Below are 26,847 nucleotides of genomic sequence, written 5' to 3' on the forward strand. Positions count from 1 at the left end.
CAATAGCCCGCCGCATCCGCCAGCGCATGCTTGACCTTCCTGTCGTTGGAATCCCTAGCCTTGCCGAATTTCTGCAGAGTGCTTCGGAAGGGCCGAAGCCCTGCCGTACAGAAGGGGCATGTCGATGCGTCGAAAATTCAGAATCGTTGTCGTGGCTGGAGCCATCGCGGCGGCCGGAACCATTGCGTGGGCGGCCGGTGATGCGTCCGGAGATGAAAGCAAGCCGCCGCCTTCCGCGGGCGCGCCGATGGCGCCTCAGGTTCCGGTTGCCGAAGTGATCCAGCGTGTCATCGCGCCATCGACCGACTTCACCGGATATCTGGCGGCTCCAGAATCCGTCGAATTACGCTCGCGGGTCAGCGGCGCGGTAGATGCCGTCAGCGTTCCCGAGGGCAGCCTGGTGCGCAAAGGACAGCAGCTGTTCCAGATCGATCCGCGGCCATTCCAGGTGGCGCTCGACACGGCCGCGGCGCAGTTGCGCCAGGCCGAGGCGCTGGCCAGCCAGGCCCAGGCTGACTTCGACCGCGCCCAGCGGCTGGTGGCGACCGGCGCGGTGTCGCGCAAGACCTATGACGACGCCGTGTCCGCGCGCAACGCCCGCCAGGCGGAGATCCTGGTGGCCAAGGCAGCCGTGGCGGCGGCGCGGCTCGATCTTTCCTACGCGCGCATCACGGCCCCGATATCAGGTCGCGTCGACCGGATCATGGTGACCGAAGGCAATCTGGTCAACGGCGGGGCGGGGGGCGCGGCCAACCTGCTGACCACGATCGTTTCGATCGACCCGGTGCACGTGTACTTCGACATAGACGAAGCGACCTACCTCAACGCCGTGAGGCTGGCCCGGCCAGACTCCCAGGGCGGAAAGGCGTCGCTGCCGGTCGCCGTGGCGCTCGCGACGGACCAGGGCTTTCCCCACAAGGGCACGCTGGATTTCGTGGGCAACCAGATCGACCGCGGCACAGGCACCATCCGCGCCCGCGCCGTCGTGCCGAATCCCGATGGCCTGTTGGCCCCGGGGCTGTTCGCGCGTGCCAGGCTGACGACCGGCGCCGAGCGCGCAGCCATTCTGGTCGATGATCTGGCGGTGGGCACGGACCAGGGGAAAAACTACGTCCTGGTCGTGGGTGCCGACAATCAGGCCCAGTACCGCGCGGTGCAGCTGGGCCAGATGGTGGATGGGCTGCGCATGATCAGTTCCGGCTTGCAGGCTGGTGAGAGGATCATCATCAAGGGGCTGGTACGCCCCGGCATGAGCGTCACGCCGCGTATGGTGCCTATGCAACAGGTAGCCGCTGCGGAGGCCCGCCCATGAAGTTCCCTCATTTCTTCATTGCGCGGCCAATCTTCGCCATCGTCCTGTCGTTGCTGATGCTGTTGGCGGGCGGCATTGCGTTCTGGCAGTTGCCGCTGAGCGAGTATCCCGCCGTCACCCCGCCCACGGTACAGGTGACGGCAAGCTATCCCGGCGCCAATCCGGAAGTGATCGCCGATACTGTGGCGGCCCCGCTGGAGCAGGTGATCAACGGCGTGGAAGGCATGCTGTACATGAGTTCCCAGATGGCCGTCGACGGCCAGATGGTGCTCACCATTGCCTTCAAGCAGGGAACGGACCCGGACATGGCGCAGATCCAGGTGCAGAACCGGGTCTCGCGCGCCTTGCCGCGCTTGCCGCAGGAAGTGCAGCGCATCGGGGTGGTCACGCAAAAGACCTCACCCGACGTGTTGATGGTGGTGCACCTGGTTTCGCCGGAAAAACGCTACGACTCGCTCTATCTATCGAACTTCGCCATCCGGCAGGTGCGCGACGAACTTGCGCGCCTGCCCGGCGTGGGCGACGTGCTGGTCTGGGGCGCTGGCGAGTACTCGATGCGCGTCTGGCTAGACCCCACCAGCGTCGCCGCGCGCGGCCTGACCGCCAGCGACGTGGTTGCGGCCCTGCGGGAGCAGAACGTGCAGGTCGCCGCGGGGTCGGTGGGCCAGCAGCCGGATACCACGGCGGCCTACCAGGTGACGGTCAACACGCTGGGGCGTCTGACCAGCGCGGAGCAGTTCGGCGACATCGTGGTGAAGACGGGCGCGGATGGCCAGGTTACCCGGCTGCGCGACGTTGCCCGCGTTTCGCTGGGGGCGGATGCCTACACCTTGCGCAGCCTGATCGATGGCGAATCGGCGCCCGCTCTGCAGATCATCCAGAGTCCCGGCGCCAACGCCATCGACGTCTCCAATGCGGTGCGCGGCAAGATGCAGGAGCTGCAGCAGAGCTTCCCGCAGGATGTGGAATACCGGATCGCCTACGACCCCACCGTGTTCGTGCGCGCCTCGCTGCAATCGGTGGCGGTCACGCTGCTGGAGGCCATCCTTCTCGTCGTCATCGTGGTGGTGCTGTTCCTGCAGACCTGGCGCGCGTCCATCATTCCCCTGGTGGCCGTGCCCGTGTCGCTGGTGGGGACCTTTGCGCTGATGCACATGTTCGGCTTTTCGCTCAACACGCTGTCGCTGTTCGGCCTGGTCCTGTCGATCGGCATCGTGGTGGACGACGCCATCGTGGTGGTCGAAAACGTGGAGCGGCACATGGCCCTGGGCGAATCCCCAAGGCAGGCCGCGATCAAGGCCATGGACGAGGTGACGGGGCCGATTATTGCGATCACCTCGGTGCTGGCGGCAGTCTTCATTCCGTCGGCCTTCCTGTCCGGGCTGCAGGGCGAGTTCTATCGCCAGTTCGCGCTGACCATCGCAATTTCGACCATACTCTCCGCCATCAACTCGCTCACCCTGTCGCCCGCGCTTGCGGCCATCCTGCTCAAGCCGCATCACGACGCGGCCAAGGCCGACTGGCTTACGCGCATCATGGGCCGGGCGCTGGGCGGCTTCTTCCGGCGCTTCAATGTCTTCTTCGACAGCGCCTCGAATGCCTACGTCGGAACGGTGCGCCGGGCGGTGCGCGGCAGTGCCATCGTGCTGCTGCTGTACGCCGGCTTCGTCGGCCTGACCTGGCTGGGCTTTCACCAGGTGCCGAACGGATTCGTGCCGGCCCAGGACAAGTACTTCCTGGTGGGCATCGCACAGTTGCCCAGCGGCGCTTCGCTCGACAGGACGGAGGCGGCGGTGAAGCAGATGTCCGAGATCGCGCTGGCCGAACCGGGCGTGGAGAGCGTGGTTGCCTTCCCCGGGCTTTCGGTCAACGGTCCGGTGAACGTGCCGAACTCGGCGCTGATGTTCGCCATGCTCAAACCCTTCGATGAACGCCAGGATCCTTCGCTGTCCGCCAACGCCATCGCCGGAAAGCTGATGGGCAAGTTCAGTCAGATTCCGGACGGGTTCCTCGGTATCTTCCCGCCGCCTCCCGTGCCGGGCCTGGGGGCCATGGGCGGCTTCAAGCTGCAGATAGAGGACCGCGCCGGATTGGGGTTCGAGGCGCTGGCGCAGGCGCAGGGTCAGATCATGGCTAAGGCCATGCAGGCTCCCGAGCTGGCGAACATGCTGGCCAGCTTCCAGACCAACGCGCCGCAGTTGCAGGTGGACATCGACCGCGTCAAGGCCAAGTCCCTGGGGGTATCGCTGACGGACGTGTTCGAGACTCTGCAAATCAATCTGGGATCGCTCTACGTCAATGACTTCAACCGCTTCGGGCGCACCTACCGGGTCATGGCGCAGGCCGACGCGCCGTTCCGCATGCAGGCCGACGACATCGGGATGCTCAAGGTGCGCAACGACAGTGGCGAAATGATTCCCCTGAGCGCCTTTGTGACGCTGACGCGCGGGTCCGGGCCGGACAGGGTCATCCGCTACAACGGCTTTCCGTCGGCGGATATCAGCGGCGGTCCCGCGCCGGGATATTCCTCGGGGCAGGCGACGGACGCGATAGAACGCATCGTCCGCGAGACCTTGCCCGAAGGCATGGTCTACGAGTGGACGGACCTCGTCTACCAGGAGAAGCAGGCTGGGAATTCAGCGTTGTACATCTTCCCATTGGCGGTGCTGTTGGCCTTCCTCATTCTTGCCGCCCAGTACAACAGCTGGTCGCTGCCGTTCGCCGTGCTGCTCATCGCGCCCATGGCATTGCTTTCGGCGATAGGCGGGGTCTGGCTGTCCAACGGCGATAACAACATCTTCACGCAGATCGGCTTTGTGGTGCTGGTCGGCTTGGCCGCCAAGAATGCCATCCTGATCGTGGAATTCGCCCGCACCAAGGAGGACGAAGGCGCCGATCCGCTGGCGGCAGTGCTGGAGGCTGCCCGGTTGCGCCTGCGCCCCATCCTGATGACCTCGTTCGCTTTCATCGCCGGCGTGGTGCCGTTGGTGCTGGCCACAGGCGCCGGGGCGGAGATGCGCCATGCCATGGGGATCGCAGTGTTTGCGGGAATGGTTGGCGTGACCCTGTTCGGCCTGTTGCTCACGCCCGTGTTTTACGTCGTGGTGCGCAAATTGGCGCTGCGACGGGAAGCCCGCCGGGCCGCGACCCGCTCGGCCAAGCAACACGCATGATGGCCAGGAGGAATAACGACATGAAGCATCTTTACACCCGCTCCCGGCGCTGCCTGAAGCTCGCGCCGCTGACGCTTGCGGCCGCGTTGGCCGGCTGCTCCCTGGCGCCGAAGTACGAACGCCCCGCTGCGCCTGTCGACGCGACCTATTCTTCGGATGCCGAGGATGCGCGGCACAAGCCCGATGCGATGGCCGCGGCCGACATAGGATGGCGCGACTTTTTCCGGGATCCGCTCTTGCAGCAATTGATAGAAATCTCGCTGCACAACAATCGGGACATGCGCCGCGCCGCGCTCAACGTCGAAGCGGCGCAGGCGTTGTACCGAATCCAGCGCGCCGCGATGCTGCCGAACCTGAGCGTCTCGGCCAGTGGCGCATCCGAGCGCATTCCGGGCGACCTTGGCGCCACGCAGGACGGCCAGGTCTCGAAGCGCTATGACGTGGCCGGCGTGACGACCGCCTGGGAACTGGACCTTTGGGGCCGTATCCGCAGCCTCAGCGATCAGGCCCTGGCCACATATCTGGCACTGGAGGAGAACCGGATCGCCACGCAGCTGAGCCTGGTTGCCGAAGTGGCCAACGCCTACCTCACGCTGCGCGCCGACCAGGAACTGTTGCGGCTGACGGAAGACACGCTGGCCACGCAAAAGCGTTCGTATGATCTGACGGCCGATCTGGCTGCGGCCGGAAACTCGACGCAGCTCGACCTGCGTCTGGCCGAGATTGCGTTGCGTAATGCGGAAGCCAACCGGTCCGCCTACACGCGACAAGTAGCCAGGGACCGCAACGCGCTGGTGCTGCTCCTGGGACAGCCGCTGACGCCCGAGTTGTCCAGCCAGCTGGACGCGGCAACGACGCTGCCAGACGGTATCGTTCCATCGGATTTACCGACCGGACTACCCTCCGAGTTGTTGGTCCGACGGCCCGACATACGCGCGGCGGAGCAGATGCTGCGCGGCGCCAATGCCAATATCGGCGCGGCGCGCGCCGCTTTCCTGCCGGCGATCAGCTTGACGGGCTCGGCGGGAACCGCCAGCGCCTCTCTGGACGGCTTGTTCGACTCCGGGTCGCGGGCCTGGGCATTCCTGCCGCACATCACGCTGCCCATTTTTCGGGGAGGCGCCTTGCTGGCCAACCTGGACGTGGCGCATGTAAAGAAGCGGGTGGAAATCGCCAACTACGAGCAGGCCATTCAGGTGGCATTCCGCGAGGTGGCCGATGGCTTGGCGGGCAAGCGCACGCTTGACGACCAGATCCGTTCGGAGCAGTTGGCGGTGACGGCAAGCCGCAGCGCTTATGAGCTGGCGGAACTGCGGTTTCAGGAGGGCGTGGACGACTATCTCACCTTGCTTGAGGCCTATCGCTCGCTATACGGCGCGCAACAGATCCTGGTGCGCACGCGCCTGACGCGCTTGAACAACCTGATCGACCTCTACAAGGCGTTGGGTGGAGGTTGGTCCGAGCATTCGGCGCGCATGCCCGCCGGGGCATAGGGTCCGCCAAATGTCGCCAGGCCCTGGAGTACATAGCCAGTCCCCGGGCTTGGGCCGCCGCGTCAAAGCGGCGGCCCAAGCCTTGTCCGCGGCGACCGGGCAGCGATGCTGCTACACGGCCTGCTTCCAGGCGCGCAATTTCGACAGCCCATTGGCATAAGCCATGCAAGTCAGAATCTGGAGTTGGCCGCCCAAGGTTCCAGTTCCTGCGCCCGAGGGCGCGAAGAGGGCGGCGTCCGTATGCCGCGCTACGCTGCTGACCACGCGTTCCTGCCCCAGACGGGTCAGTTCATGCAGCCTGTGCAGGCTGCTGCCGTTGAAGTCGCGTCGGAAGCCGTGGGTCAGGCGGCAGAATCTGTCCAGCATCGCTTCCCTGCTGTAGAAGGGGGAGCCGGCATCCCCTGCCCCTGCGGCGGCGAACTGCAGGATCATCGTGTTCCAAAGAATGAGGTCGACCAACACGGTGGCGGCATCGATAGGCATGCGATGAGCATGTCCCACCTCGGCCGTCCTTCGGTAGAGGCTCGCGCGTATGGTGGCCGCCTCGACGCGGAATTGCCTGTGCCGGTCGCGGAGGTTACACAGCAGCTCTTGCCTGGATGCGGGTAGTTTCATCGGATCTTTCCACCAAGTCGTCGCGGATCGGGCCGTCGGATTGAGTCTGACGGGTTGGCGCGCCTCGGGCGTGGTGCCGGCCGCAGGAAAGCGGGCAGGGAGCGCATACGCCCGGGGCCAAGGCGGAAATCCTGGGGTTTTCCACCGTTGGAATGTCAATGCCGAACGAAAATCGCGCAGCGCCTGCGGAAATCCGCACGATGGGTCTAAAATCCGCACACGTTTCGATCCGCCCCTGCGCAAGCGGCAGGTCCCTCGCACGTAACATCCCCACGCCATTGCAGCCAACCATCGGTCAGACTTCCGCTTCCACGCCGCCAAGTTCGTCCTATGCCGCCCGCATCCATCAGGTGCAGGTCGACGCATTGCGCCGAAGCTTTCCGTTCGCCCTGGCCGGGTCGCTGATCAGCGCCTGTTTTTCCGCATTCGCCTTGGTCGGCGTGCTGCCCCACCACGAGATCCTGCTGTGGCTGGGCGCCACGTTGGCCGTGGGCGTGCTGCGCTGGGCCGCCGTGGTGGCGTACGACCGCCATCGCGCCGACCCGTCAGCGGCGCAGCGCTGGGTGCGCCGCATGCTGGCCGGGAATCTGTGCTCCGGCATCCTGTGGGGACTGCCCCTGGCCTACTGGACGTTTTTCGTCCCGCTGGAGTATCAGCTGTTCTTCATCGTCATCCTGTTCGGACTGGGTACGGGCGCCATCTATTCGAACTACATGATGCTGCCGGTGATGTACGCGTTCGAAGTGCCGGCTTTCGCGCCGATGTTCATCGCGCTGGCGGCGCAGCCTTCCGCCATCCATCTGGCGCTGGTGACGGGCGGCCTGGCATATCTGGTCGCGACCCTGGCGTTCATCCATCGCATGAACCGCACCCACCTGGACGCGTTGCGGCTGGGTTATGAAAACCTGGCGCTGCTGGAACAGGTGCGCCAGGAGAAGATAGCGGCCGAACGCAGCGATCTGGAGAAGTCCCGCTTTCTTGCTGCGGCCAGCCACGACCTGCGCCAGCCCGTGCATGCGGTGAACTTGTTCCTGGGCTTGCTGGCGAACGAACCCCTGTCCCGGCACGGGCGCTATCTGGTCGACAACATCACCAGCGCGCTGTCGGCGATGGGCCATCTGTTCGACGCGCTGTTGAATCTGTCGCGGCTGGACGCCGGCGTCATCGAACCTCGTTTCGAGACGTTCAGGATGCAGCCGCTGCTGGACCAGCTCAAGGCCGAATACGCGCCGCAGGCCAGCGAGAAGGGGATACGGCTGCGGGTGCGCGCGTGCGCGGCCAGCGTGCGTTCGGATCCCGTGCTGCTGGAGCGCATGCTGCGCAATCTGATCAGCAATGCCATCGTGCACTCCGACGGCGGCCGCGTCCTGGTGGGCTGCCGCAGGCGCGGAAGCCGATTGCGCATCGAGGTCTGGGACAACGGCCCAGGGATTCCCAAGGCCGAGCAGGAGCGCGTCTTCTGGGAGTTCCATCAACTGGCCAATCCCGAGCGCGACCGCAGCAAGGGTCTGGGCTTGGGCCTGGCCATCGTGCGCCGCACCGCCAGGCTGCTGGCCCACGAACTGGCGCTGCGCTCGGAAGAAGGCCGCAGCACGGTGTTCGCGGTCACGGCGCCGCTGTCGGATCCGGCCGCGGCAGGCCTTTCGATCACGGATGCCAATGTGGGACTGCCCCGGGCGCCTGCAAGTGAAGACAGCCTGCGCGGCAAGCTGGCGCTGCTGGTGGACGACGACGCGCAGAACCTGGCGGGCCTGTCGATGCTGTTCGAAAGCTGGGGCTGCCGCGTCATCGCCGCGACCAGCGGCAATGCGCTGTTCGAGCGCGTGCTGCCGCTGGCCGAAACGCCGGCCCTGATCGTCACGGATTACCGGCTGCGCGAACACGAGACCGGCATTCACGTAATCGAAAGGCTGCGCGAGGAATACAACGATCCCGATCTGCCTGCCTTGCTGGTCAGCGGCGATACCGATCCGGCGCGCCTGACCGAGGCCGCCGCGCGCGGCGTGCCGCTCTTGCACAAGCCCGTGCAAGTCCAGGCTTTGCGCGAGCACGTGACGGGCCTGCTGCATGCCAGGCAAGCAGCGCCCCTTCCCGGAGATGCCGAATGACGGCAGTGTTATTGGTCGACGACCACGCCATGTTCCGCGAAGCGCTGGTGATGGCGCTGGGCCAGGGCGTGGCCGGCCTGGAGATCCATCCCGCGGCCAGCGGCCAGGAAGCGCTGGAGATACTGGACCGGCATACGGCGATCCAGCACGTCATCATGGATTTCTATCTGCCCGACATGGCTGGCGCCGACTTGCTCAAACGCTTGCGTCAGCGCCGGTCGAAGTTGCGCATCCTGGTGCTGTCGGCCTCGCAAGATCCCGAGGACATGCGCCGGGCGCTGGAGGCCGGCGCGCAGGGCTTCCTGAACAAGTCCGCCAGCTGCCAGGAGCTGGCCGCCGCGCTGGAAGCGGTCAACGAGGCGGCGCCGCCGCAGCGCCGCGCGCTGTCCGCAGGCGACCAGGACGAAGCAGCCTTGCTGCGCGCGCTGACGCCTCGCCAGGTCGAGGTGCTATGCCTGATGTGCGACGGACTGCGCAACAAGGAAATCTCGGAACGGCTGAACATGACCGAAAAGACCGTCAAGACGCATGTGTCGGCCATTCTGGGCACCCTGGGCGTGCTCAATCGTACGCAGGCGACGCTAGTGGCGCGGCGCGGCGGCGTGTTCGGGAAGCCGGCATAGGCGGCTGCCCGCTGTCGCTGGCCACCTTGCCGGCTACCAGCGAGATCTCGCGTCCGGCCGTCGCAATCGTGTCGGGGCGATGCGCCACGATCACGCGCGCGGTGCGTGCGCATCGGTCTTTGGCCGGCAGGGAGATTGCGCTTGCGCTCAGAAGCTCGCCCGGCCCTCGCCCATGCGCGCGCCCGTCACCATCTCCGTCACCCAGTTGACCAGGATCGAGGTATACGCGCGTTGCGCCGGCTTTTCCGTCAGCGCGTGATCGGCGCCGTCGATGATGCGGTGGGTCAATGAGTGCGAACGGCGGAAGGCCGATCGGTAGCTCATGATGGTGGAGTGCGGGATATAGATGTCGTGCTCCGCTTCCACCAGCAGCACGTCGCCGGAGAATTCCGTGCAAGCCTTCAGCGCGCGGTTTTCTTCCGGCGGCACGTAGGCGCTGCGGTAGGCGCGCAGCGTGTCGCGGTTGAGCTGGTTCTTGGGCACCAGCCATTCGTCGTCGCGATACAAGGCGGGGACATGCAACGCAAGCCAGCGCACCCGGCGCAGCGTGCAGAGCAGGGCGGCCAGATAGCCGCCGTAGCTGCTGCCCACTACGGCGATGGAACCGGAGTCCAGCGCGGGGTGGAGCGACAGCCTGTCGTAGGCCGCCACCACGTCGCGCAGATTGTCCTCGCGGGTCACCTGTAGTTGCTGGGCCCGGGTGCCCGCATGACCGCGCAGGTCGAAGGTCAGGCAGACACAGCCCAGCGCGGCGATCCCCTTGGCCCGGGACAGGTCAAATTCCTGGCTGCCGCCCCAGCCGTGGATAAACAGCACGCCAGGGACCTTGTCCTGCGGAGTGAGAAAGGTCGCCTCGAGCGACACGTCGTCGACTTCCAGAGCGGTAGGGGTGCTATGCGCCGCCATCTTGCGCCTCCAGGATGCCTCCCGATTTGCTGATCTGGCCGATGGCGCTGTCGACCCCGTGGAACACCAGCCGTTGCGCGATTGGCACGGGTTCGCCGGCGCCGTAGCGTTCGCGGGTCTCGGCGCGCACTTCCATCAGCGCCGGTGACAGCGCGAAGGCCTGCATGGCGGCCAGTTCGGCCAGACTGGCGCCGCCAGCGCGCCAGGATTGCTCCAGCACGCCGGCGCGCGCGCCGCCGTCCGCCGCGCGCCCGATCGCCACGTCGTAGTTGCGCCGCGATGCGATCAATTGCGGATAGGCGGCCCAGGCCGCCGTGTCATAACGGCACGCCAGCTCGATGGCGCGTCGCTCATCCGCGCGAAGATCCAGCGCGCGCAGGGCGTCAAAACCGCCGCGCGCCACGCGCAGCTCGGACCCGCCGTACACCTGGCAGCCCTGATTGTCGTCGGTCAGCGATTGGGTGCCCACGTAGGCGATCTCCATCTGGCCCACTTTCGACCAGCCCACGCTATACGTTTCGATTTCTTCCAGGTCTTCTTCCAGCACCAGGCCCAGGCGCTGCATCAAGCGCGGGGATTGCTCGGCCAGGGCAGCCTGCAGCGCATCCAGGCTCCTGACCACGACCTGTCCGCGACCCGCCGTGGCGTCCGCGGGCTTCACGCGTACCGTGGCGCGTGCGAGCAAGCGTCGTCCTGCGGCTAGGGCGTCTTCGGGGCAAAAGGCGGTATAGCCTTCCAGCACGGCGTCGCCCAGCATGTCCGCCAGTGCCATGGACCAGCTGGCAGGGCGGGAGGCCTGCGGCCCCACCAGTCCGTGGCTGATGGATTTGGTGGCCACGAACGCATGCGGCGCCACGCCGCCGTAAAGGTCTGTCTCGCTGACGATGCCCAGCACGGTGGCGCGCCTGGCGCCTATGATGGTGCGATCAGGCACATAATAGGGAACCACCCCGCCGCCGTGGCGGCTGGGTCGGTAATCGGGCACGTAGCGTCTGCCCAGCAACGCGGCCAGTCGGGCGGCTTGGGCATCGAGTGATGCCACCTCGTGTTCGGAGGCCCGCGCGCGCCGGGGAAAAGCCGCCACGATGCCTTCCGAGCGGGAATCGGGTAGGGATGTCATGGCAGGCAACTCAGCAAGCGGCGTGCCTGTGCAGGAATCGCGGTCCGGGGAGCCGGCGGCGGCGCAGTCAGGCGCGGGTCGGGCGTCGGGCATGGAAGTTGCTGCTCTGCGTTTTCCGCCGTGGCGATGGCTGCCGTTGTTGTCGCATCCGAAGCCGCGGCGAGAGCGCGTGCACATCACCTAGGAGAAATTCTCATGGCCACGCGAACCATCTGGAAGGGCGCGATCACCTTCGGCCTGGTCCACATCCCCGTGGGCTTGCATACCGCCACGACGGAATCGGGCGTGGATTTCGATTGGCTGGACCGCCGGTCGATGGACCCCGTCGGCTACAAGCGCATCAACAAGCGCACGGGCAAGGAGATCGAATCCAAGGACATCGTCAAAGGGGTGGAATACGAGGACGGCCAGTACGTCATCATCTCCCCCGAGGAGATCGCGGAGGCATATCCGCGCACGACGCAAACCATCGAAATCCAGCAATTTGTCGAATCGGCCGAAGTCTCGTTCGTCTACCTGGAGCGGCCGTATTACATCGCCCCGATCAACAAGGGGCAGAAGGTGTATGCGCTGCTGCGCGACACGCTGGTGAAAAGCGGCAAGATAGGCATCGCCAAGGTCGTGATCCAGACCAAGCAGCATCTGGCGGCATTGATTCCCATGGGAGACGCGCTGGTCCTGAATCTGATGCGTTGGGGCGACGAGGTGAAGTCCGTGGAGGGACTGGATCTGCCCAAGGCAGGCGCCAAGAGCATGTCGCCCAGCGCGTCCGAATTGAAGATGGCCAAGATGCTGGTGGACGAAATGTCGGCAGAGTGGGATCCGGCCGAGTACCAGGACGAATTCAAGGCGGCCATCATGGGGCTGGTGGAACAGAAGGCCCAGGCGGGCAAGACCGAAACCGTGATCGCGCCGCAGGAGGAAGCGCCTGCGTATGCGGATAACGTGATCGATCTGACCGACCTGTTGCAGCGCAGCTTGCGCGGCGGCGCGTCCAAGGGGCGCGCCAAGGCCGAGGCCAAGCCCGCCAAGAAAGCCGCGCCGCGTAGTTCCGCTGTGAAAAAGGCGCCCGCGAAGAAGGCCGCCAAGAGCGCCAGGCAGGCGAAAAAGGCGGCCTGAAAATGGCGGACAGCCTGAAGAAATACCGCGAGAAGCGCAATTTCGCCGTCACGCCGGAACCGGCGGAAGGCGGTGAATCAGGCGGCGCAGACCTGGTGTTCGTCATACAAAAGCACTGGGCCAGCCGCCTGCACTATGACTTCCGCCTGGAGCTCGATGGCGCGATGAAAAGCTGGGCGGTGCCGAAAGGGCCGTCGTTCGATCCCTCCGTCAAGCGCATGGCGGTGCAGGTCGAAGACCATCCCATCGCGTACAACCAGTTCGAAGGCACCATCCCCGAGGGGCAGTACGGGGCCGGCAAGGTGATCATCTGGGACGAGGGGCGCTGGACGCCTATAGGCGATCCGCGCAAGGGATACAAGACAGGCCATCTGAAGTTCACGCTCGACGGCGTGAAGCTGCGCGGGCGCTGGGCGCTGATCCGTATGAAGGGCAAAGAGCGCGATCGCCAGCCGCCCTGGCTGCTGATCAAGGAAAACGACGAGTACGCGCGGCCAGACCGGGATTTCAGCGTCGTGGATGAGATGCCGGACAGCGTGGTGCCGCTGCGCACGAAGAAGAAGGCGGCGGCGCGCAGCAAACCGCAAGCCCGCGCCGTGAATGCAACAGAATCCGCCGCGGCCTTGCCGGGCAAGGCCGCTCCCTTGCCCGCGTCGCTCAAGCCTCAGCTGGCCACTCTGGTCGACGGCGTGCCGCGGGGCGCGGACGACTGGTCCTATGAAATGAAGTTCGACGGCTACCGGATCCTGGCCAGGCTGGATGGCGGCAGCGCGAAGCTGTACACGCGCAACGGCCACGATTGGACAGCCAGGATTCCGCGGCTGGCCCAGGAGCTGGCGGCACTGGAGATCGCCAATGCCTGGATCGACGGCGAGATCGTCGTGCTGACGCGCGAAGGCGTGCCCAGCTTCCAGGCCTTGCAGAACGCCTTCGATGCCGCGAGCACGGCGGATATCGTCTTCTACGCCTTCGACCTGCCCTACGTCGCGGGACGCGACCTGCGCGACGAGCCTCTCAGGCTGCGGCGGGACTTGCTGCGGCAGGTCATCGCCAGGTGCAAGGGCCAGCACGTGAAGTTCAGCGAGGCCTTCGATAAGCCGCCGGCAGACCTGGTCGCTTCGGCCTGCAAGCTGGGCCTGGAGGGGATCATCGGCAAGCGTCTGTCCGCGCCCTATGTGTCGCGCCGCACGGACGACTGGATCAAGCTCAAGTGCACCAAGCGCCAGGAATTCGTCATCGTGGGCTACACCGAGCCCAAGGGCAGCCGCCAGGGCTTTGGCGCGCTGCTGCTGGCGGTGCACGAGCCGGATGGCGAGCTGCGCTACGCCGGCAATGTAGGCACGGGTTTCGACGACAGGACGCTGCTGGACCTGCATCGCAAGCTGGCCGGCATTGAACAAGAAACCAGCGCGTTGACCCAGGGCAAGCCGCGCGCCCTCAAGCAGGTCCACTGGGTCCAGCCTACGCTGGTGGGAGAGGTTTCGTTCGGCGAATGGACTGGCGACGGCCATGTGCGCCATTCGACCTTCCGCGGGCTGCGGACCGACAAACCCCCCAAGAAGATCACGCGCGAGGTTGCCATGCCGGCTGAAAAGATATCCACCCGCGAACGTCCCGCCAAGGCCTTGAAAGAGGGCGCGGCAACGCCGCCGAAGGGAATGAAACTGTCCAATCCCGACCGCGTCATAGATCCCTCTTCGGGAGCGACCAAGCTCGATCTGGCGCGCTATTACGGGTTGGTGGCGCCACTGATGATGCCGCACCTGCGCGGCCGCCCGGTTTCCTTCGTCAGGGCGCCCGCGGGGATCCAGGGTCAGCACTTCTTCCAGCGGCACTCGGAATCACCCATCGCGGGGGTGCTGGCGCTGCCTGAACGCCTGTACCCAGAGCATCCGCCGCTCATGGAAATCTCGAACGAAGCAGCGATACTCGCTGCCGCCCAACTGAACGTGGTGGAGTTCCATACCTGGAATGCGATCAAGACCTCGATCGCCAAGCCGGACCGGATGCTGTTCGACCTGGACCCTGGAGAAGGGGTGGATTGGCCTGCCGTGCAGCAGGGCGCGGAGCTGGTGCGCGTGCTGCTTCAGGAGCTAGGCCTGCGCGGCTGGCTGAAGACCAGCGGCGGCAAGGGCCTGCATGTGGTCGTGCCGATCCGCAAGCAATACGGCTGGGACGCCGTGAAGGACTTTTCCGAAGCCATGGTGCGCCATCTGGCGCAAACGCTGCCGAAGCTGTTCGTCGCCAAAAGCGGGCCCAAGAACCGCGTGGGCAAGATATTCGCCGATTACCTGCGCAACGGCTTCGGCGCCACGACGGTGGCGGCCTGGTCGGCCCGCGCCCGGCCCGGCCTGGGCGTGTCCGTACCGGTCCGCTGGGACGAACTGGACGGGCTGAAAGGCTCGGCGCAATGGACCATCGCCAACATCCACACCCGCCTGGATGCGGGCAACGAGCCTTGGGACGATTACGCGCCCCAGGCCATCGGCCGGGCCATGAAACAACTCGGGATCGAACCGAAATCCTGAACCTGAACATGGCCGTCAGCGCGCGCTGACGATTGTTGCCGCCGCGGCAACATCATGGTCCCCTCCGCGGGCCTACTGCCGTTTTGCCGGCAGACCTACGATTTGGGCGTCGTTCAACCCATCGAGGAAGTCACCATGAGTCAACGTCTGAATGCCTTTGCGCAATCGCCCGAACTGTTCAAGAAATTCGTCGAGTTCGGCATGCTCCTGAAGTCCGGCGCGATCGAGCAATCGATCCTGCGCCTGGTCGAAATCCGCGCTTCGCAGATCAACGGCTGCGGCTTCTGCCTGGACATGCATGTGAAGGATGCCAAGATCCACGGCGAAGGCGAACTGCGCCTGCATCACGTGGCGATCTGGCGCGAATCGACCGAGTTTTCGCCGCGTGAACGCGCCTGCCTGGCCTGGACCGAAGCGCTGACCACGCTGGGTGCGCAGGGCGTGCCCGACGAGATCTATGAACGCGTCCGCACGCAACTGTCCGAAAAGGAAATCTCGGACCTCAGCTTCGCCGTCATGGCGATCAATGGCTGGAACCGCCTGAACGTGGGCTTCCGCACCGTGCCGGGTTCTGCCGACAAGGCATATGGCCTGGATAAGGCCAAGTTCAACTAAGGGACTACCATGAAAATCCTGGTTATCGGCGGCACGGGCCTGATCGGCTCCAAACTCGTCAAACTGCTGACTGAGCGCGGCCATGAGGCGATTGCCGCATCGCCCGCCACGGGCGTCAACACCATGACTGGCGAGGGCCTGGACACCGCGCTCGCCGGCGTCGACACGGTGGTCGACGTCGCCAACTCGCCGTCGTTCGAAGACCGCGCCGTGCTGGAGTTCTTCCAGACCTCGGGGCGCAACCTGTTGGCGGCGGAGGCCCGCGCCGACGTGCGCCACCACGTCGCGCTGTCGGTGGTCGGCACGCAGCGCCTGGCCGAAAGCGGTTACTTCCGCGGCAAGATCGCGCAGGAAGCGCTGATCGTGGCTGCTGGAATCCCGTACACCATCGTGCATAGCACCCAGTTCTTCGAATTCCTGGGCGGTATCGTGCAGTCGGGGACCGAAGGGGCGGAAGTGCGGCTGTCGCCCGCCTACGTCCAGCCCATTGCGTCGGACGACGTCGCCCTGGCCATGGCCGACGCCACGCTGGCGCCGCCGGTGAACGGCATCGTCGAAATCGCCGGCCCCGAGCGGGTACGCCTGGCCGAGCTGGTGCAGCGCTACATGGCCAAGATCGGTGACGCGCGCCCCGTGCGGGCGGACACCGGCGCGCGCTATTTCGGCGCGCTGCTCGATGACGACACGCTGGTTCCGGGAGCCGGCCCGCGCCTGGGCCAGATCGGCTTCGAAACCTGGTTCAGCCGTTCGGGCGCAAGAAAGTAGCGGCAGGCGCAAGGACCCTCATGAGCAAACTGCGGCCTCCTCCCCAGAGTCTCCTGGACAAGTACCGGGGGAAGGATTTCCATCCCCTGTACACCACCAGCGTGACGGTGCGCGGCGGGGAGGCCGCGCATGGACGCGCCTCCGGCATGGCCATTTCGGACGATGGCGAGCTGATCGTGGAACTGCGCCTGCCGGTGGAGCTGGGCGGCACGGGCGGGGGCACCAACCCCGAACAGCTATTCGCCGCCGGCTATGCGGCGTGCTTCCACGGCGCGCTCAGCATGCTGGCCGAACGCGCTGGCCTGGCCATCCCGGACGCTTCCGTGACGGCCACCATCTCGTTCGGCCGGGACCCCGTCGACGGCTTTTTCGCGCTGACGGCGGACGTCAATATCCACCTTCCGGGCGTGCCCACGCCCATCGCGGAAGAGCTGGTGCGCAATACGGAACGCCTGTGTCCTTACGCCAAGATGGCCCAGGGCGGGATCCAGAGCGTCGTGGCCCTGACCCAATAGCGCTCAGGCCTGTTTCGGCAGCAGGCTGTCGATGATCAGCAGGTCCTGCGCGCGGATGCTCTCGGTCATGAAATCGATGAAGACCCGCATGCGGGCGGGCAGGTGCTGGCGGCTGAGAAAGCACAGGTAGTGCCCGCGGTCGTCGGGCGAGTACTGCGGCATGCAGGCGACCAGCGTGCCTGCGCGCAGATGCTCGCAGACCTGGTACGCCGCCATTTGCGCGATGCCATGGCCGTCCAGCACGGCCTGCAGGACCAGGTCGGCATCGTTGAAGGTCAGCATGGCGGGCGGCGCGAACTTGCGCAGATGGCCGCCGACCTTGAATTCCCATTCGAATACGCGGCCGGACGCCAGCAGGAAGTTCACGCAGCTATGGCCGGACAGCTCGTCGACGCTTAGCGGCAGCCCGTGCCTGGCGGCATAGTCGGGCGAGGCGCACAGGATCATCTGCATGGGAATGACTTTCTTGGCGATCACCTGGCTGTCTTCCATGCGGCCATTGCGAAACGACACGTCGACGCGGTCCGTGGTGAAGTCGGTCGGGCCGTCATCCAGCAACAGTTCCACCGAGATGTTCGGATGCGCTTCGCGGAACGCCTTCAGCAGGGGCGCCACGACCTTGCGGCCGAAACCCACGGTGGAGCAGACGCGCACCAGGCCGGAAGGCGGGCCCTCGCGCAGGTCGCGCATGTTGTCCAGTGCCTGGATGATCCGTTCCACGCCGGGATGGCATTGCTCGTAGAAGCGCTGCCCCTCCGCGGTCAGCGAGGTGCTGCGCGTGGTGCGCACGAAGAGCCGCACGCCCAGCTGGTCTTCGAGTTTCTGCACGCTGCGGCTGACTGCCGAACGCCCTATGCCCAGCCGGTCGCCGGCCTTGGCGAAGTTGCCCTCGGCGGCGACCGCCAGGAAGGCCATGACGCCGGCATAGCTGGTGGCAAAGCTGTCGGCCAGGGAGTCCGGGCCGTTCGCGGGAGGGGTGACCGGGGAGGCTGGGATAGGGGTAGGCATGGTGGCAGCGCCGCAAGTTGGTTGATCCTACCTGCTAAGACGTTGCGCTGGACGGTTTTGTGACGCCTCCTTGAAAAAAATGGCCATCCCCGGGCGGGGAGACACCCGGGGATGGCCAGGAAGGGATAAATATCCGTCCCTTATTGAACGGGGATCAGGGCGGGAGCGCCCTTTTTCTTGATCAGCACGACCACGAACTTGGCCGGCTTGGTCTGGCTGGCGTTGCGGCCCACGGTGTGGATGTCGTCCGGCCCTTCGTAGAAGGTCTGGCCCGGGGTCAGCGTCACTTCCTTGCCGCCTTTGACCTGCATGACGATGCTGCCCTCCAGCACATAGACGAAGGCCGAGGCGTCATGGCGGTGCAAGGGGTCGGCGGCCCCGGGCGGGTAGTCGACGACGAGCATGACGGCATCCCGGCCGGGAATGTCGGGCAGGTCCTTGCTCATCACTTCGGTGACGATGGGATCGGCCGGCTTGCCGGCGGGCGCGCCGTGGTGCGATGCAGCATGGGCGGGCTGGCCCAGCAGCGCGCCGGCGGCGATGAAAGACAACGCGAGTTTGGTGAGTTTCGGCATGGCCTGTCCTGAGCGGAGTGGTGACAGGTCCATCGTAGAAGCGAGGGCGGCGCGGCGGTAGGTCCGCGCAAGGGACCACCATGTTGCCCGCGATGCACCAACGCCGGTGCGGGCGGTCTCAGCGTTGCGCCAGGGCGGCCGCGATGCGGGCCAGCTTGTCCGGATTGCGCTGCACCAGCACCCGGGTCAGGCGCTTGCCGTCCGTTTCGTAGGACTGCACCGATTCGAGATCGCCATCGATGAAGCGCAGCAAGGTCCACTGGCCGTTCACCTGGACCACCTCGGTCCGCAACGCGTCGCGGTAGCGGCGCTTGCCGGCGTAGAACAGCTGCGCCAGCCGCTTGCCGCCCACCAGGCTGGCAAAGGCGGTGACCTTGTCGCCGCCGTCGCCGATAAGTTCGGCATCGTCGCTCAGCAGCGCATGCAGGCCGTGGAAGTCGCTGCGGTCCATCGCATCGGCAAAGGTCAGCAGCAGCCGATGCAGCGTCGCGCGCGGCACGGCCTCGCGCGGGGTGCCTTGGCGCAATTGCTGCTTGGCGCGCCGCACCAGCTGGCGGACCGCGGCCTGGGTCTTGTCCAGGGTCTGCGCGATGTCCTCGTAGTCGGCGTCGAACACTTCGCGCATCAGGAAGGCCGCGCGGGCGTCCGGCGACAGGCGCTCCAGCATGAACAGAAATGCCACTGACACATCGTCGGCCAGTTCATGGATCTGTTCGGGCGTGGAAGGCGCGGCCATCAGCATCGGTTCCGGCAGCCAGACGCCCACGTAGTTTTCCCGTTCCGTGCGGGCAGCGCGCAGGCGGTCGATCGCCAGACGGGTGGTGACGGTGACGAGCCAGGCCTCGGGGTTCTCCAGCGTGGAGCGGTTGGCGCCATGCCAGCGCAGCCACGCATCCTGCACCACGTCTTCCGCCTCGGCCACCGAGCCCAGCATGCGATAGGCGATCGCGTAGAGGCGCGGGCGATGGCGGTCGAACAGGGTCACGGAGCCGGTCATGGAATGGGCCAATGCCTAGCGGAAATGGGGGGGCGGGAGGGCAGGGTATTTTGCCGCAGCGGCCCGGGCAGGACAAGCTGCGCAAGCCTCTGCCAGCCAGTCCCGGACGGAGGGGCGCGCCGCGTGCCGCGCGCTACAGCGCGATCACCGAGGCAGGCAGCGCGGGCAGGTTGGCGCTGCCTGCCATCTGCTTCAGATCCCTTTCGATCATGACGCTCAGGCGGCTGATGGGTACGTCGTTGGCGCTGCCCTCGAAGGGATTCTCCGTGCTTTCGCCCACCTGCTCGAGCGAGGTGTAGATCCACGAGATGATCACGCTGAACGGCACCGCCAGCCACGCCATCTGACCTTGCATGTAGCCGCCGATATCCTGGCCCAGCTGGGCGAATTGGCCCGTCAGTCCGAACGGCAGCGCCACGCAGAAAGAGCGCACGAACAAGGTGTTGATGATGGCGTACTGGCGTGGATACGGAAAATTCTTGATGCGCTCGGCCTGTCCCTGCAGATCCAGCAGTTCCCGGATGCGGCTGTTGAGCTCGGCGTATTCCGCCGCGGTGATGGCGCCTGCATCCAGCAGTCCGCGGACCGCCCGGCCTTGCATTGCCAGCATTTGCGCGGCCTTGTCATCGGTCTGCATCAAACCGGCAATGTCCTGTGCCGGCAGGTAGCGGGAAAGCGCGGACTCCAGGGGCTCGGCGCGTTCCGGGATCACGTACTGCCTGCGGTATTCGGCATTGGGACGGTTGCCGACGGTCTCCCATAGGCGGGCCTCGCGCAGCTGGTAGCGCAACGCCGTCAACCAGGCCAGATGCCGCTGCACCAAGGCCGTGCCGCGTTCGGCGTCGCCGACGTAGTTGCGGCTGATCACGCCCCAGTAGCGGCTGGCGCTGACAATGCTCATCCAGACCTTCTGCGCTTCGACCGTGCGCGCATAGGTCTGCACGTTCTTGAAGCCGACGACAAAGGTGGTGGCGGTGCCCAGTAGCGAAACCACCGACAAGGGCAGGGTCAGCCATTTCAGGCCAGCCAGCTGATGGAGCAGCACTGGCGCGAAGCCCAGCGCCAGCAGGACGTAGATCTTCCTGCGGGTCCAGATGATGAACTCGCCCAGGCGATAGGATTTTCCCAGATGCATGATGTCGGCCCCCCGGTCGGCGCGCAGCGGCGCGTCTGGTGTGTATGGGTGCGCTCATCCTAAGAGCGTCGCGCGTGACGCGGTAGGGCCATGCAAGGACGCATGGTGTTGCCGGCGCGACACCAATCGTCGTTTCTCCTTCCGAACAAGTGCGGCCCGCGTGACGTGGGCCTGTGTAGCGCGCGTCATGTCCATGCCGCGGCGCATTGGTGCCCGTCGCGCAACAGCGTGCTTCCCGCCGCGTGCCTACCGCGGACCAGACCGCATACCTACCATGCCCTCACTCACTTTGCCGAAACAGGAGTTCCCATGAACGACTCGCACAACCCGGCCCGCCGCAGTCTTCTTGCCGGCAGCGCCGTCCTGGCGACGGGGGCATTCGCCATCCGCGCCGAAGCAGCCGCGCAGAGCAACGCGCAATCCAACCGGAGCACGACCATGACCCGCAATACCTTCACCACCAACGACGGTACGCAGATCTACTTCAAGGATTGGGGCCAGGGCCCCGTGGTCACCTTTTCGCATGGCTGGCCGCTGAACGCGGATGCCTGGGACGGGCAGATGCACTACCTGGCGCGCAATGGCTTTCGCGTCATCGCGCATGATCGGCGTGGCCATGGCCGTTCTTCGCAGCCGTCTGCCGGCAACGACATGAACGGCTATGCCGATGACCTGGCGCAGTTGATCGAGGCGCTCGATCTGAAAAACATCACCATGGTTGGCCATTCCACCGGCGGCGGCGAAGTGGCGCGCTATATCGGCCGCCACGGCAGCAAGCGCGTGGCCCGCGCGGTGCTTATCGGCGCGGTGCCGCCGGTGATGTTGAAGTCCGCTGCCAATCCCGAAGGCCTGCCTGTCGAGGTCTTCGACGGCATCCGCGCGGGCGTGGCGGGAGACCGCTCACAGTTCTACAAGGAGCTGGCGGTTCCCTTCTACGGCGCCAACCGCCCCGATGCCAAGGTCTCGCAAGGCATGCTGGACCAGTTCTGGTTGTGGAGCATGCAAAGCGGCCAGAAGAACGCCTACGAATGCGTCAAGGCGTTTTCCGAGACCGACTTCACCGAGGACCTGAAGAAGATCGACGTCCCGACCCTGTTCATGCACGGCGAAGACGATCAGATCGTGCCGGTGCACGACTCGGCGAAGAAGGCCGCGCGCCTGGTCAAGAACGCCAGGGAAATCTATTACCCCGGCGCGCCGCATGGCCTGACCGCCACCATGCAGGACCGCGTCAACGACGACCTGCTCGCCTTCATCCGCGCCACCGCCTGAACGGCGCACCTACCTGGAGTTACCGCCATGTTTGCCATTGAAAACACCGAATCCCTCGACCTGGTCCCGTCGCGCTACGCGCTGCAGATCGGCGACATCGACGCCCTGGTCGTGAGCGACGGCGTGCTGCCGCTGCCGACTTCGACCATGGCCACCAATGCCGATCCTGCCGATCTCGCTGCCTGGCTGGAACACATGTTCATGCCTCCGGACGCGTTCGACTGGCCGCTGAACGTGATGGTGGCGCGCAGCGGCGACCAGACCATCCTCATCGATGCGGGGCTGGGCGGGCAGTTCGCGGGCTTTCCGCGCGCCGGGATGTTCCCGCAGAGATTGGAGTCCGCCGGCATCGCGCTGGAATCCGTGACCGACGTGATCATCACGCACATGCACATGGACCACGTGGGCGGGCTGCTCGTGCCGGACGTCAAGGAGCGCTTGCGTCCCGACGTGCGCATCCACGTGTCCGCGACCGAAGTGGCGTTCTGGACCTCGCCGGATTTCTCGCACACCGTCATGCCCAAGCCTGTGCCTGCGGTATTGAAGTCGACGGCTACCAGCTTCTACAACGAGTACCGCGACCGGCTGCGCCTCTTCGACGATCGGCATGAGGTGGCGCCGGGCGTCATCGTGCGCATGACCGGCGGCCATACTCCCGGGCACAGCGTGGTCGACCTGATCTCGGGCGGCGAAAGGCTGACGTTTGCTGGCGACGCCATGTTCCCGGTCGCGTTCGACCATCCCGAATGGCAAAACGGTTTCGAGCACGACCCCGAGGAATCGGCCCGCGTCCGCCTCGGTCTGTTCCAGGAGCTGGCGCAGAACCGCGGGCTGTTGGTCGCGGCCCATCTGCCGTTCCCGTCCCTGGGCCGTGTGGCGGTCGACGGCGACGCGTTCCGCTGGGTGCCGGTCATCTGGGACTTTTAAGCGCGCCGATGCCAGCCGACGAGGCCTGTCGCGTCGGCCGGCGTCTTACCTGTACGAAGGAACATCATCATGAAAAAACTGTTGGGCAAGACTGCCGTCGTCACCGGCGGCAACAGCGGCATAGGCTATGCCGCGGCCGAGGCCTTCATTGCCGAAGGCGCGCGCGTGGCCATCCTCGGGCGCAGGAAAGATGCCGTCGACGCGGCGGTGGCGCAACTTGGAGCGTCCGCCTTCGGCATGGTTGGGGACGTTGCCGACCTGGCCACGCATGACCGCGTGGCGGCAGAAGTCCGTGAACGGTTCGGCGCCGTCGACATCTACATGGCCAACGCCGGCATGAATAACATCGAGCCTTCGACCGCGGTAAGCGTGGACAGCTATGACGTCCAGTTCGACACCAACACGCGCGCCGTGTTCTTCGGCGTCACCAAGGTCCTGCCGCTGGTGCGCGACGGTGGTTCCATCATCATCACTGGCTCCATCGCCAGCGCCAAAGTGCTGGAAAACCATGCGGTCTATGCCGGCTCCAAAGCCGCCATCGAGGCGTTTGCGCGCGCCTGGGCGCTGGAATTCAAGTCGCGCAAGATTCGTTTCAACGTATTGAGCCCCGGTCCTACGGATACGCCCATTCTGGAAAAGCTGGGCGTGGGCGCGGCGCATCGGCCCGCATTCGAACAGGGCATGGCCTCATTGATTCCGCTTGGGCGGCTGGCGCAATCTGCGGAATTGGCGCGCGCCGCATTGTTTCTCGCTTCGGACGACGGCGGGTTCATTACTGGGGTCAATCTGCGCGTCGACGGCGGCATCGCGCTGACTTAACTGGATCATCACTGCCTGGCAGAACGCGGGCGGACGATGGCAGGCGCTGGATCGGAAACGTTTGATTGCCTCTGCGCGTGGCGGATTTCAAATTCAGGCAACGATTGTTTATTGCCGATTCTTCATGATTTGAACAACCGATCCTGTGCAGACGTTCCAGCGCCATACGCGGCTGTCTACCCGCAGGTACTGGATCTGACCAGGTATGCGCCCGTCTGGGCGACGGCAATGTGGATTAATTTTGTTGCAGTGAAACACGCGGAATATTTCGATTATCCAGCATCCTGATCCCGCCTCGATTGGCAAACTCTTACAAGGTTGAAGCACACAAAAAAACACGAAGTTCTGATAGGGTCCATTTATGTGGAAACCTCGGAAAATTCGTTAAAATCAATTGCTTGGGATTATGAGCGGGAGCCTTGTCTCCCGCTTTGTGTTCAGATCCGCAGGTCGCCACCCGCGTCTGCGGTCCACGAAAAAAATGGGTTGACCGGCCGTATTTTTTTCTGGAATCAGCGTTTGCTGGCTAATCCAGTCAGCATTTTGATGCATTGCAGCATCGCAACAACGAAGCCCAGCTCCCTGCAGATTCTGATTCTGATGGCCTATCCCATTCCTGGCGGATTGTCCTGATGCCGGCCGGGGGCTTGGGTTGCGTCTCAGGCTTAGGATATCCACGCATGAATCTCCGGTTTCTGGAAACGTTTGTCCGAGCCGCCAGGCTCAAGAAAATGACCTTGGCCGCGGAAGAACTGCACGCGTCCCAGGCGGCCATCTCTGCCCGCATCGCAGCCTTCGAGGAAGAACTGGGGGTGAGGGTCTTTGTGCGGGAGAAGGGCAAGCAACTGAGCTTGACGCCAGTCGGCGCTGAAATGCTTGGACCCGCGGAAGAACTGCTGGCTCATGCGAGAGCCTTCACCAGCCGGTTCGCGACCACGGACGTACGGCTTACCCAGATCAGCATCGGCCTGAGCGGAACCGTCGCGGAAGCCATACTCGAGCCTATGGCCGCCGCCTTGAGCAGACAATGGCCGAACGTCACCGTGCACCTGCAATCGTTGACCAGTACGGATATACGGCAGCAATTGCTTGGGGGGGCGCTCGACATCGGACTGTTGCTGGGCAGCATCGAAGAGCCGACGGTGGTCAACCGGCAATTGCTGGGGCTGGATTACGTCTGGGTCTGCAGCCCGAGCCTGATGCGCGGCGAGGTCGAGCCGTCGATGAATCAGTTGAAGCGGCTGCCTCTGCTGTCCTATCCGGTGGATTCGCTGCTGTACTCCTCGATTGCCAGCTATTTCTCATCTCCGCAGATGCAAGGCTTCAAGTTGATCGTCGTGAGGTCGCTGACGGTCATGCTGCGGCTGGCCGTTGCGGGTGCGGGCTACGCGGTACTGCCGCTCGAACTCATCCGCGGCGAACTCGATTCGGGAAAGCTGGTGCGGCTGCCATTTCCCAGGCCCTTTCCGAAGCAGACCTACTTCGCCGCCTATGTCGACCAGCCTGCGATTCCGTTGCGCGCAGCCATGGCCGACTGCATTTGCGAGGTAGCGCGGCTGGTCTCGGATGGCGTGGCGGACGAGACAACTTTTGCCGCCTGAGCGCAGCCGGGCTTCGGTCTGCGCTGTCTGCCTCTCAGTCCGGTTCGTTGGGGGACGCCGCGATGATCTGCCGCCACGCGATGGCATCGCGCTGTATCGTCTGCGCAAACGCCTCGGGGCCGTCTCCTACCGGTTCCGCAATCTGCCTGGCGAATGTTTCCCGCAACGCGAGTTGGGCCAAGGCCAGCTGCGCGCTGCGGGCGACCTTGGCGCTGATCTCGGGCGGGGTGTCGCGCGGCGCGCAAATGCCGACCCAGCCTTCGAAGCCCAAATCGTCCAGGCCCTGTTCGGCCAAGGTCGGTACGGACGGCATCTGCGGCAGGCGCTGATCCGTGCTGACGGCCAATCCCTTGACACGGCCAGACTCGATAAAGGGCAACGCTGAAATGATGCTGTCCATCATCACGTTCACGCGCCCCGTGGCGAGATCCGCATAAGCCGGCGTGGATCCGCGGTAGGGCACATGCAGCATGTCCAGGCCATTGCGCGCGCTGACTGTCTGGCCCGCAAGGTGGGGCATGGTGTTCTTGCCGCCCGAGGCGTAGCCGTATTTGCCGGGCGCCTGTTTGGCCGCCGCGATGAATTCCTGGAGATTGTTGGCAGATACGGCCGGATCGGCCACCCAGATCGTCGGCGTATCGGCGATGTGGACGACGGGAGCCAGATCCTCGACGCGGTACGGCAAGCCGGGATAAAGCGCTGTCGCCATGACCAGGCTGCTGGTGGAGCAGAGCAGCAGGGTATATCCATCGGGGCGTGCCCGGGCGACGGTCGCCGAGCCTATGGTGCCTCCTGCGCCCGGCCGGTTTTCGATGACCAGCGGCTGGCCCAGTGCCTGGCCCACCGGGCCGGCGATCTGCCGGGCCACTGCATCATTGCCGCCGCCGGGGGGGAAAGGCACCACCAGCGTCACGGGTCTGCTTGGCCAGTCGGGGGATTCGGCCGCGTGCGCAGCAGGCGTCAGCGCGCAAGCAAGGAACAGAAGCCCCGCAATGGCGGAACCGTGCAAGGGGAGTCGGCGGATCATGCTGCTTCTTGGTGGCAAGAGTGGGTGGGCGAATTGCGCGCAACCCCGCATGCTGCCGGACATCCTTGCGTTAATGAAGCTAGAAAATACTCATTCAAATCAAAGAAAATTCATAACCTGGCTCGTTGACGACCAGGCGTCGTCGCCGGGCCGAATTGGGCCCGGCACGGTGGACACGCGTTCAATCGTCCAACGCCGGTACGGTCCCGATCTGGGCGAGGATGCGCGGCGATTCCATGTCGCCGGTTTCCTTGTCCACCAGCACTTCGTAGGCGGCAACGCCGGCGAACTTGGAGGCCATGGAGTTGGCGATGCGGATGGCGCCGAACTCGCTGCTGGCGGCGCGGATTTCACCAGGCGCGACGCCATCGGCGGCGGCGCGGTAGGGAACGACGATGTACTGAACGAGATGGGCAGCTTCTGACACAGGGTTCTCCTGGACGACAGTTTTTGGGCGAGCGAAATGTATCACGTTGTACTGTGTTTTTGTACAGTATTGTTTGACACCGCGCCAACAATTTTCAATCAGCCTGGGAAAACCCCTAGCGCGCATTCATTGCCCGATTTTCCGCCGGCCTCTATTATTTTCGAAAA

Annotated in this window: 23 protein-coding genes; 14 read left to right on the forward strand and 9 right to left on the reverse strand. The window is 65.1% G+C overall.

Annotated elements, in window-relative coordinates; genetic code table 11:
* Window positions 1-247: 247 nt before the first annotated feature.
* From HV766_RS01445 to HV766_RS01455, 3 genes are read left to right on the forward strand one after another with little or no spacing between them, the layout of a single operon-like run.
* On the forward strand, window positions 248-1,312 hold the full coding sequence (locus HV766_RS01445) for an efflux RND transporter periplasmic adaptor subunit (protein ID WP_280528335.1): 1,065 nt from the start codon (window positions 248-250) through the stop codon (window positions 1,310-1,312).
* Window positions 1,309-4,485, forward strand: a complete 3,177-nt coding sequence (locus HV766_RS01450; RefSeq protein ID WP_125471752.1) for an efflux RND transporter permease subunit — start codon at window positions 1,309-1,311, stop codon at window positions 4,483-4,485. The genes HV766_RS01445 and HV766_RS01450 overlap by 4 nt, the downstream gene beginning before the upstream one ends.
* Before the next feature lie 20 nt (window positions 4,486-4,505).
* A complete protein-coding gene (locus HV766_RS01455; RefSeq protein ID WP_175180424.1) occupies window positions 4,506-5,978 on the forward strand; it encodes an efflux transporter outer membrane subunit in 1,473 nt (490 codons plus the stop codon).
* 111 nt (window positions 5,979-6,089) lie between these two features.
* On the opposite strand, the gene HV766_RS01460 is transcribed toward HV766_RS01455, so the two are convergent.
* A complete protein-coding gene (locus tag HV766_RS01460) occupies window positions 6,090-6,593 on the reverse strand; it encodes a ClbS/DfsB family four-helix bundle protein (protein WP_166738351.1) in 504 nt (167 codons plus the stop codon).
* Window positions 6,594-6,871: 278 nt separating this feature from the next.
* Between HV766_RS01460 and HV766_RS01465 the strand changes: the two genes are divergently transcribed.
* Window positions 6,872-8,701 (forward strand): ATP-binding response regulator, encoded by a 1,830-nt coding sequence (locus HV766_RS01465; protein WP_175180425.1) that lies wholly within the window; start codon window positions 6,872-6,874, stop codon window positions 8,699-8,701.
* On the forward strand, window positions 8,698-9,324 hold the full coding sequence (locus HV766_RS01470) for a response regulator transcription factor (RefSeq protein ID WP_054455098.1): 627 nt from the start codon (window positions 8,698-8,700) through the stop codon (window positions 9,322-9,324). Before HV766_RS01465 ends, HV766_RS01470 begins: the two co-directional genes overlap by 4 nt.
* A 147-nt stretch (window positions 9,325-9,471) precedes the next feature.
* Here HV766_RS01470 and HV766_RS01475 read toward each other — a convergent pair whose 3' ends face one another.
* Both HV766_RS01475 and HV766_RS01480 read right to left on the reverse strand, forming a co-directional pair.
* Window positions 9,472-10,230: an alpha/beta hydrolase family protein gene (locus tag HV766_RS01475; protein WP_054455097.1), complete on the reverse strand. Its 759-nt coding sequence runs from the start codon at window positions 10,228-10,230 to the stop codon at window positions 9,472-9,474.
* On the reverse strand, window positions 10,217-11,350 hold the full coding sequence (locus tag HV766_RS01480; RefSeq protein WP_175180426.1) for a DUF3182 family protein: 1,134 nt from the start codon (window positions 11,348-11,350) through the stop codon (window positions 10,217-10,219). The genes HV766_RS01475 and HV766_RS01480 overlap by 14 nt, the downstream gene beginning before the upstream one ends.
* A 195-nt stretch (window positions 11,351-11,545) precedes the next feature.
* Between HV766_RS01480 and ku the strand changes: the two genes are divergently transcribed.
* The 5 genes from ku to HV766_RS01505 all read left to right on the forward strand — a co-directional run bounded on the left by ku (window position 11,546) and on the right by HV766_RS01505 (window position 16,892).
* Window positions 11,546-12,469 carry a non-homologous end joining protein Ku gene (gene ku / locus HV766_RS01485; protein WP_054455092.1) on the forward strand — a complete coding sequence of 308 codons (924 nt, stop codon included), beginning with the start codon at window positions 11,546-11,548 and terminating at the stop codon, window positions 12,467-12,469.
* Window positions 12,470-12,471: 2 nt separating this feature from the next.
* On the forward strand, window positions 12,472-14,997 hold the full coding sequence (ligD, locus tag HV766_RS01490) for a DNA ligase D (RefSeq protein WP_175180427.1): 2,526 nt from the start codon (window positions 12,472-12,474) through the stop codon (window positions 14,995-14,997).
* A gap of 135 nt (window positions 14,998-15,132) precedes the next feature.
* Window positions 15,133-15,612, forward strand: a complete 480-nt coding sequence (locus tag HV766_RS01495) for a carboxymuconolactone decarboxylase family protein (RefSeq protein WP_119452206.1) — start codon at window positions 15,133-15,135, stop codon at window positions 15,610-15,612.
* Between the two features lie 9 nt (window positions 15,613-15,621).
* A complete protein-coding gene (locus tag HV766_RS01500; protein WP_175180428.1) occupies window positions 15,622-16,377 on the forward strand; it encodes an SDR family oxidoreductase in 756 nt (251 codons plus the stop codon).
* A 20-nt stretch (window positions 16,378-16,397) separates the two neighbouring features.
* Window positions 16,398-16,892, forward strand: a complete 495-nt coding sequence (locus HV766_RS01505) for an Ohr family peroxiredoxin (protein WP_054455086.1) — start codon at window positions 16,398-16,400, stop codon at window positions 16,890-16,892.
* Between the two features lie 3 nt (window positions 16,893-16,895).
* Here HV766_RS01505 and HV766_RS01510 read toward each other — a convergent pair whose 3' ends face one another.
* From HV766_RS01510 to HV766_RS01525, 4 genes are all read right to left on the reverse strand, one after another.
* Window positions 16,896-17,900, reverse strand: a complete 1,005-nt coding sequence (locus HV766_RS01510; protein WP_054455083.1) for a LysR family transcriptional regulator — start codon at window positions 17,898-17,900, stop codon at window positions 16,896-16,898.
* 140 nt (window positions 17,901-18,040) lie between these two features.
* Window positions 18,041-18,475: a cupin domain-containing protein gene (locus HV766_RS01515; RefSeq protein ID WP_054455081.1), complete on the reverse strand. Its 435-nt coding sequence runs from the start codon at window positions 18,473-18,475 to the stop codon at window positions 18,041-18,043.
* Between the two features lie 118 nt (window positions 18,476-18,593).
* Window positions 18,594-19,472, reverse strand: coding sequence for an RNA polymerase sigma-70 factor (locus HV766_RS01520; RefSeq protein ID WP_175180429.1), 879 nt, complete (start codon window positions 19,470-19,472; stop codon window positions 18,594-18,596).
* 133 nt (window positions 19,473-19,605) lie between these two features.
* Window positions 19,606-20,607, reverse strand: coding sequence for a bestrophin family protein (locus HV766_RS01525; protein ID WP_175180430.1), 1,002 nt, complete (start codon window positions 20,605-20,607; stop codon window positions 19,606-19,608).
* A gap of 438 nt (window positions 20,608-21,045) precedes the next feature.
* Here HV766_RS01525 and HV766_RS01530 point away from each other — a divergent pair, with 438 nt between their 5' ends.
* The 4 genes from HV766_RS01530 to HV766_RS01545 all read left to right on the forward strand — a co-directional run bounded on the left by HV766_RS01530 (window position 21,046) and on the right by HV766_RS01545 (window position 25,226).
* The gene (locus HV766_RS01530) at window positions 21,046-21,879 is read left to right on the forward strand and encodes an alpha/beta fold hydrolase (RefSeq protein WP_217472148.1); all 834 of its coding nucleotides are present in this window, start codon (window positions 21,046-21,048) and stop codon (window positions 21,877-21,879) included.
* A 27-nt stretch (window positions 21,880-21,906) separates the two neighbouring features.
* The gene (locus HV766_RS01535; RefSeq protein WP_175161156.1) at window positions 21,907-22,806 is read left to right on the forward strand and encodes an MBL fold metallo-hydrolase; all 900 of its coding nucleotides are present in this window, start codon (window positions 21,907-21,909) and stop codon (window positions 22,804-22,806) included.
* Between the two features lie 69 nt (window positions 22,807-22,875).
* On the forward strand, window positions 22,876-23,625 hold the full coding sequence (locus tag HV766_RS01540; RefSeq protein ID WP_054455070.1) for an SDR family NAD(P)-dependent oxidoreductase: 750 nt from the start codon (window positions 22,876-22,878) through the stop codon (window positions 23,623-23,625).
* Between the two features lie 680 nt (window positions 23,626-24,305).
* Window positions 24,306-25,226, forward strand: coding sequence for a LysR family transcriptional regulator (locus tag HV766_RS01545; protein ID WP_166738350.1), 921 nt, complete (start codon window positions 24,306-24,308; stop codon window positions 25,224-25,226).
* 34 nt (window positions 25,227-25,260) lie between these two features.
* Here the strand turns inward: HV766_RS01545 and HV766_RS01550 are convergent, their stop codons facing one another.
* Entirely contained in the window at window positions 25,261-26,253 is a 993-nt protein-coding gene (locus HV766_RS01550) for a Bug family tripartite tricarboxylate transporter substrate binding protein (protein ID WP_254593261.1), read from the reverse strand.
* A 181-nt stretch (window positions 26,254-26,434) separates the two neighbouring features.
* The gene (locus tag HV766_RS01555; RefSeq protein ID WP_054455066.1) at window positions 26,435-26,680 is read right to left on the reverse strand and encodes a hypothetical protein; all 246 of its coding nucleotides are present in this window, start codon (window positions 26,678-26,680) and stop codon (window positions 26,435-26,437) included.
* Between the last annotated feature and the right edge of the window lie 167 nt (window positions 26,681-26,847).

The organism is Achromobacter aegrifaciens, assembly GCF_902859735.1.
Taxonomy (GTDB): domain Bacteria; phylum Pseudomonadota; class Gammaproteobacteria; order Burkholderiales; family Burkholderiaceae_B; genus Achromobacter; species Achromobacter aegrifaciens.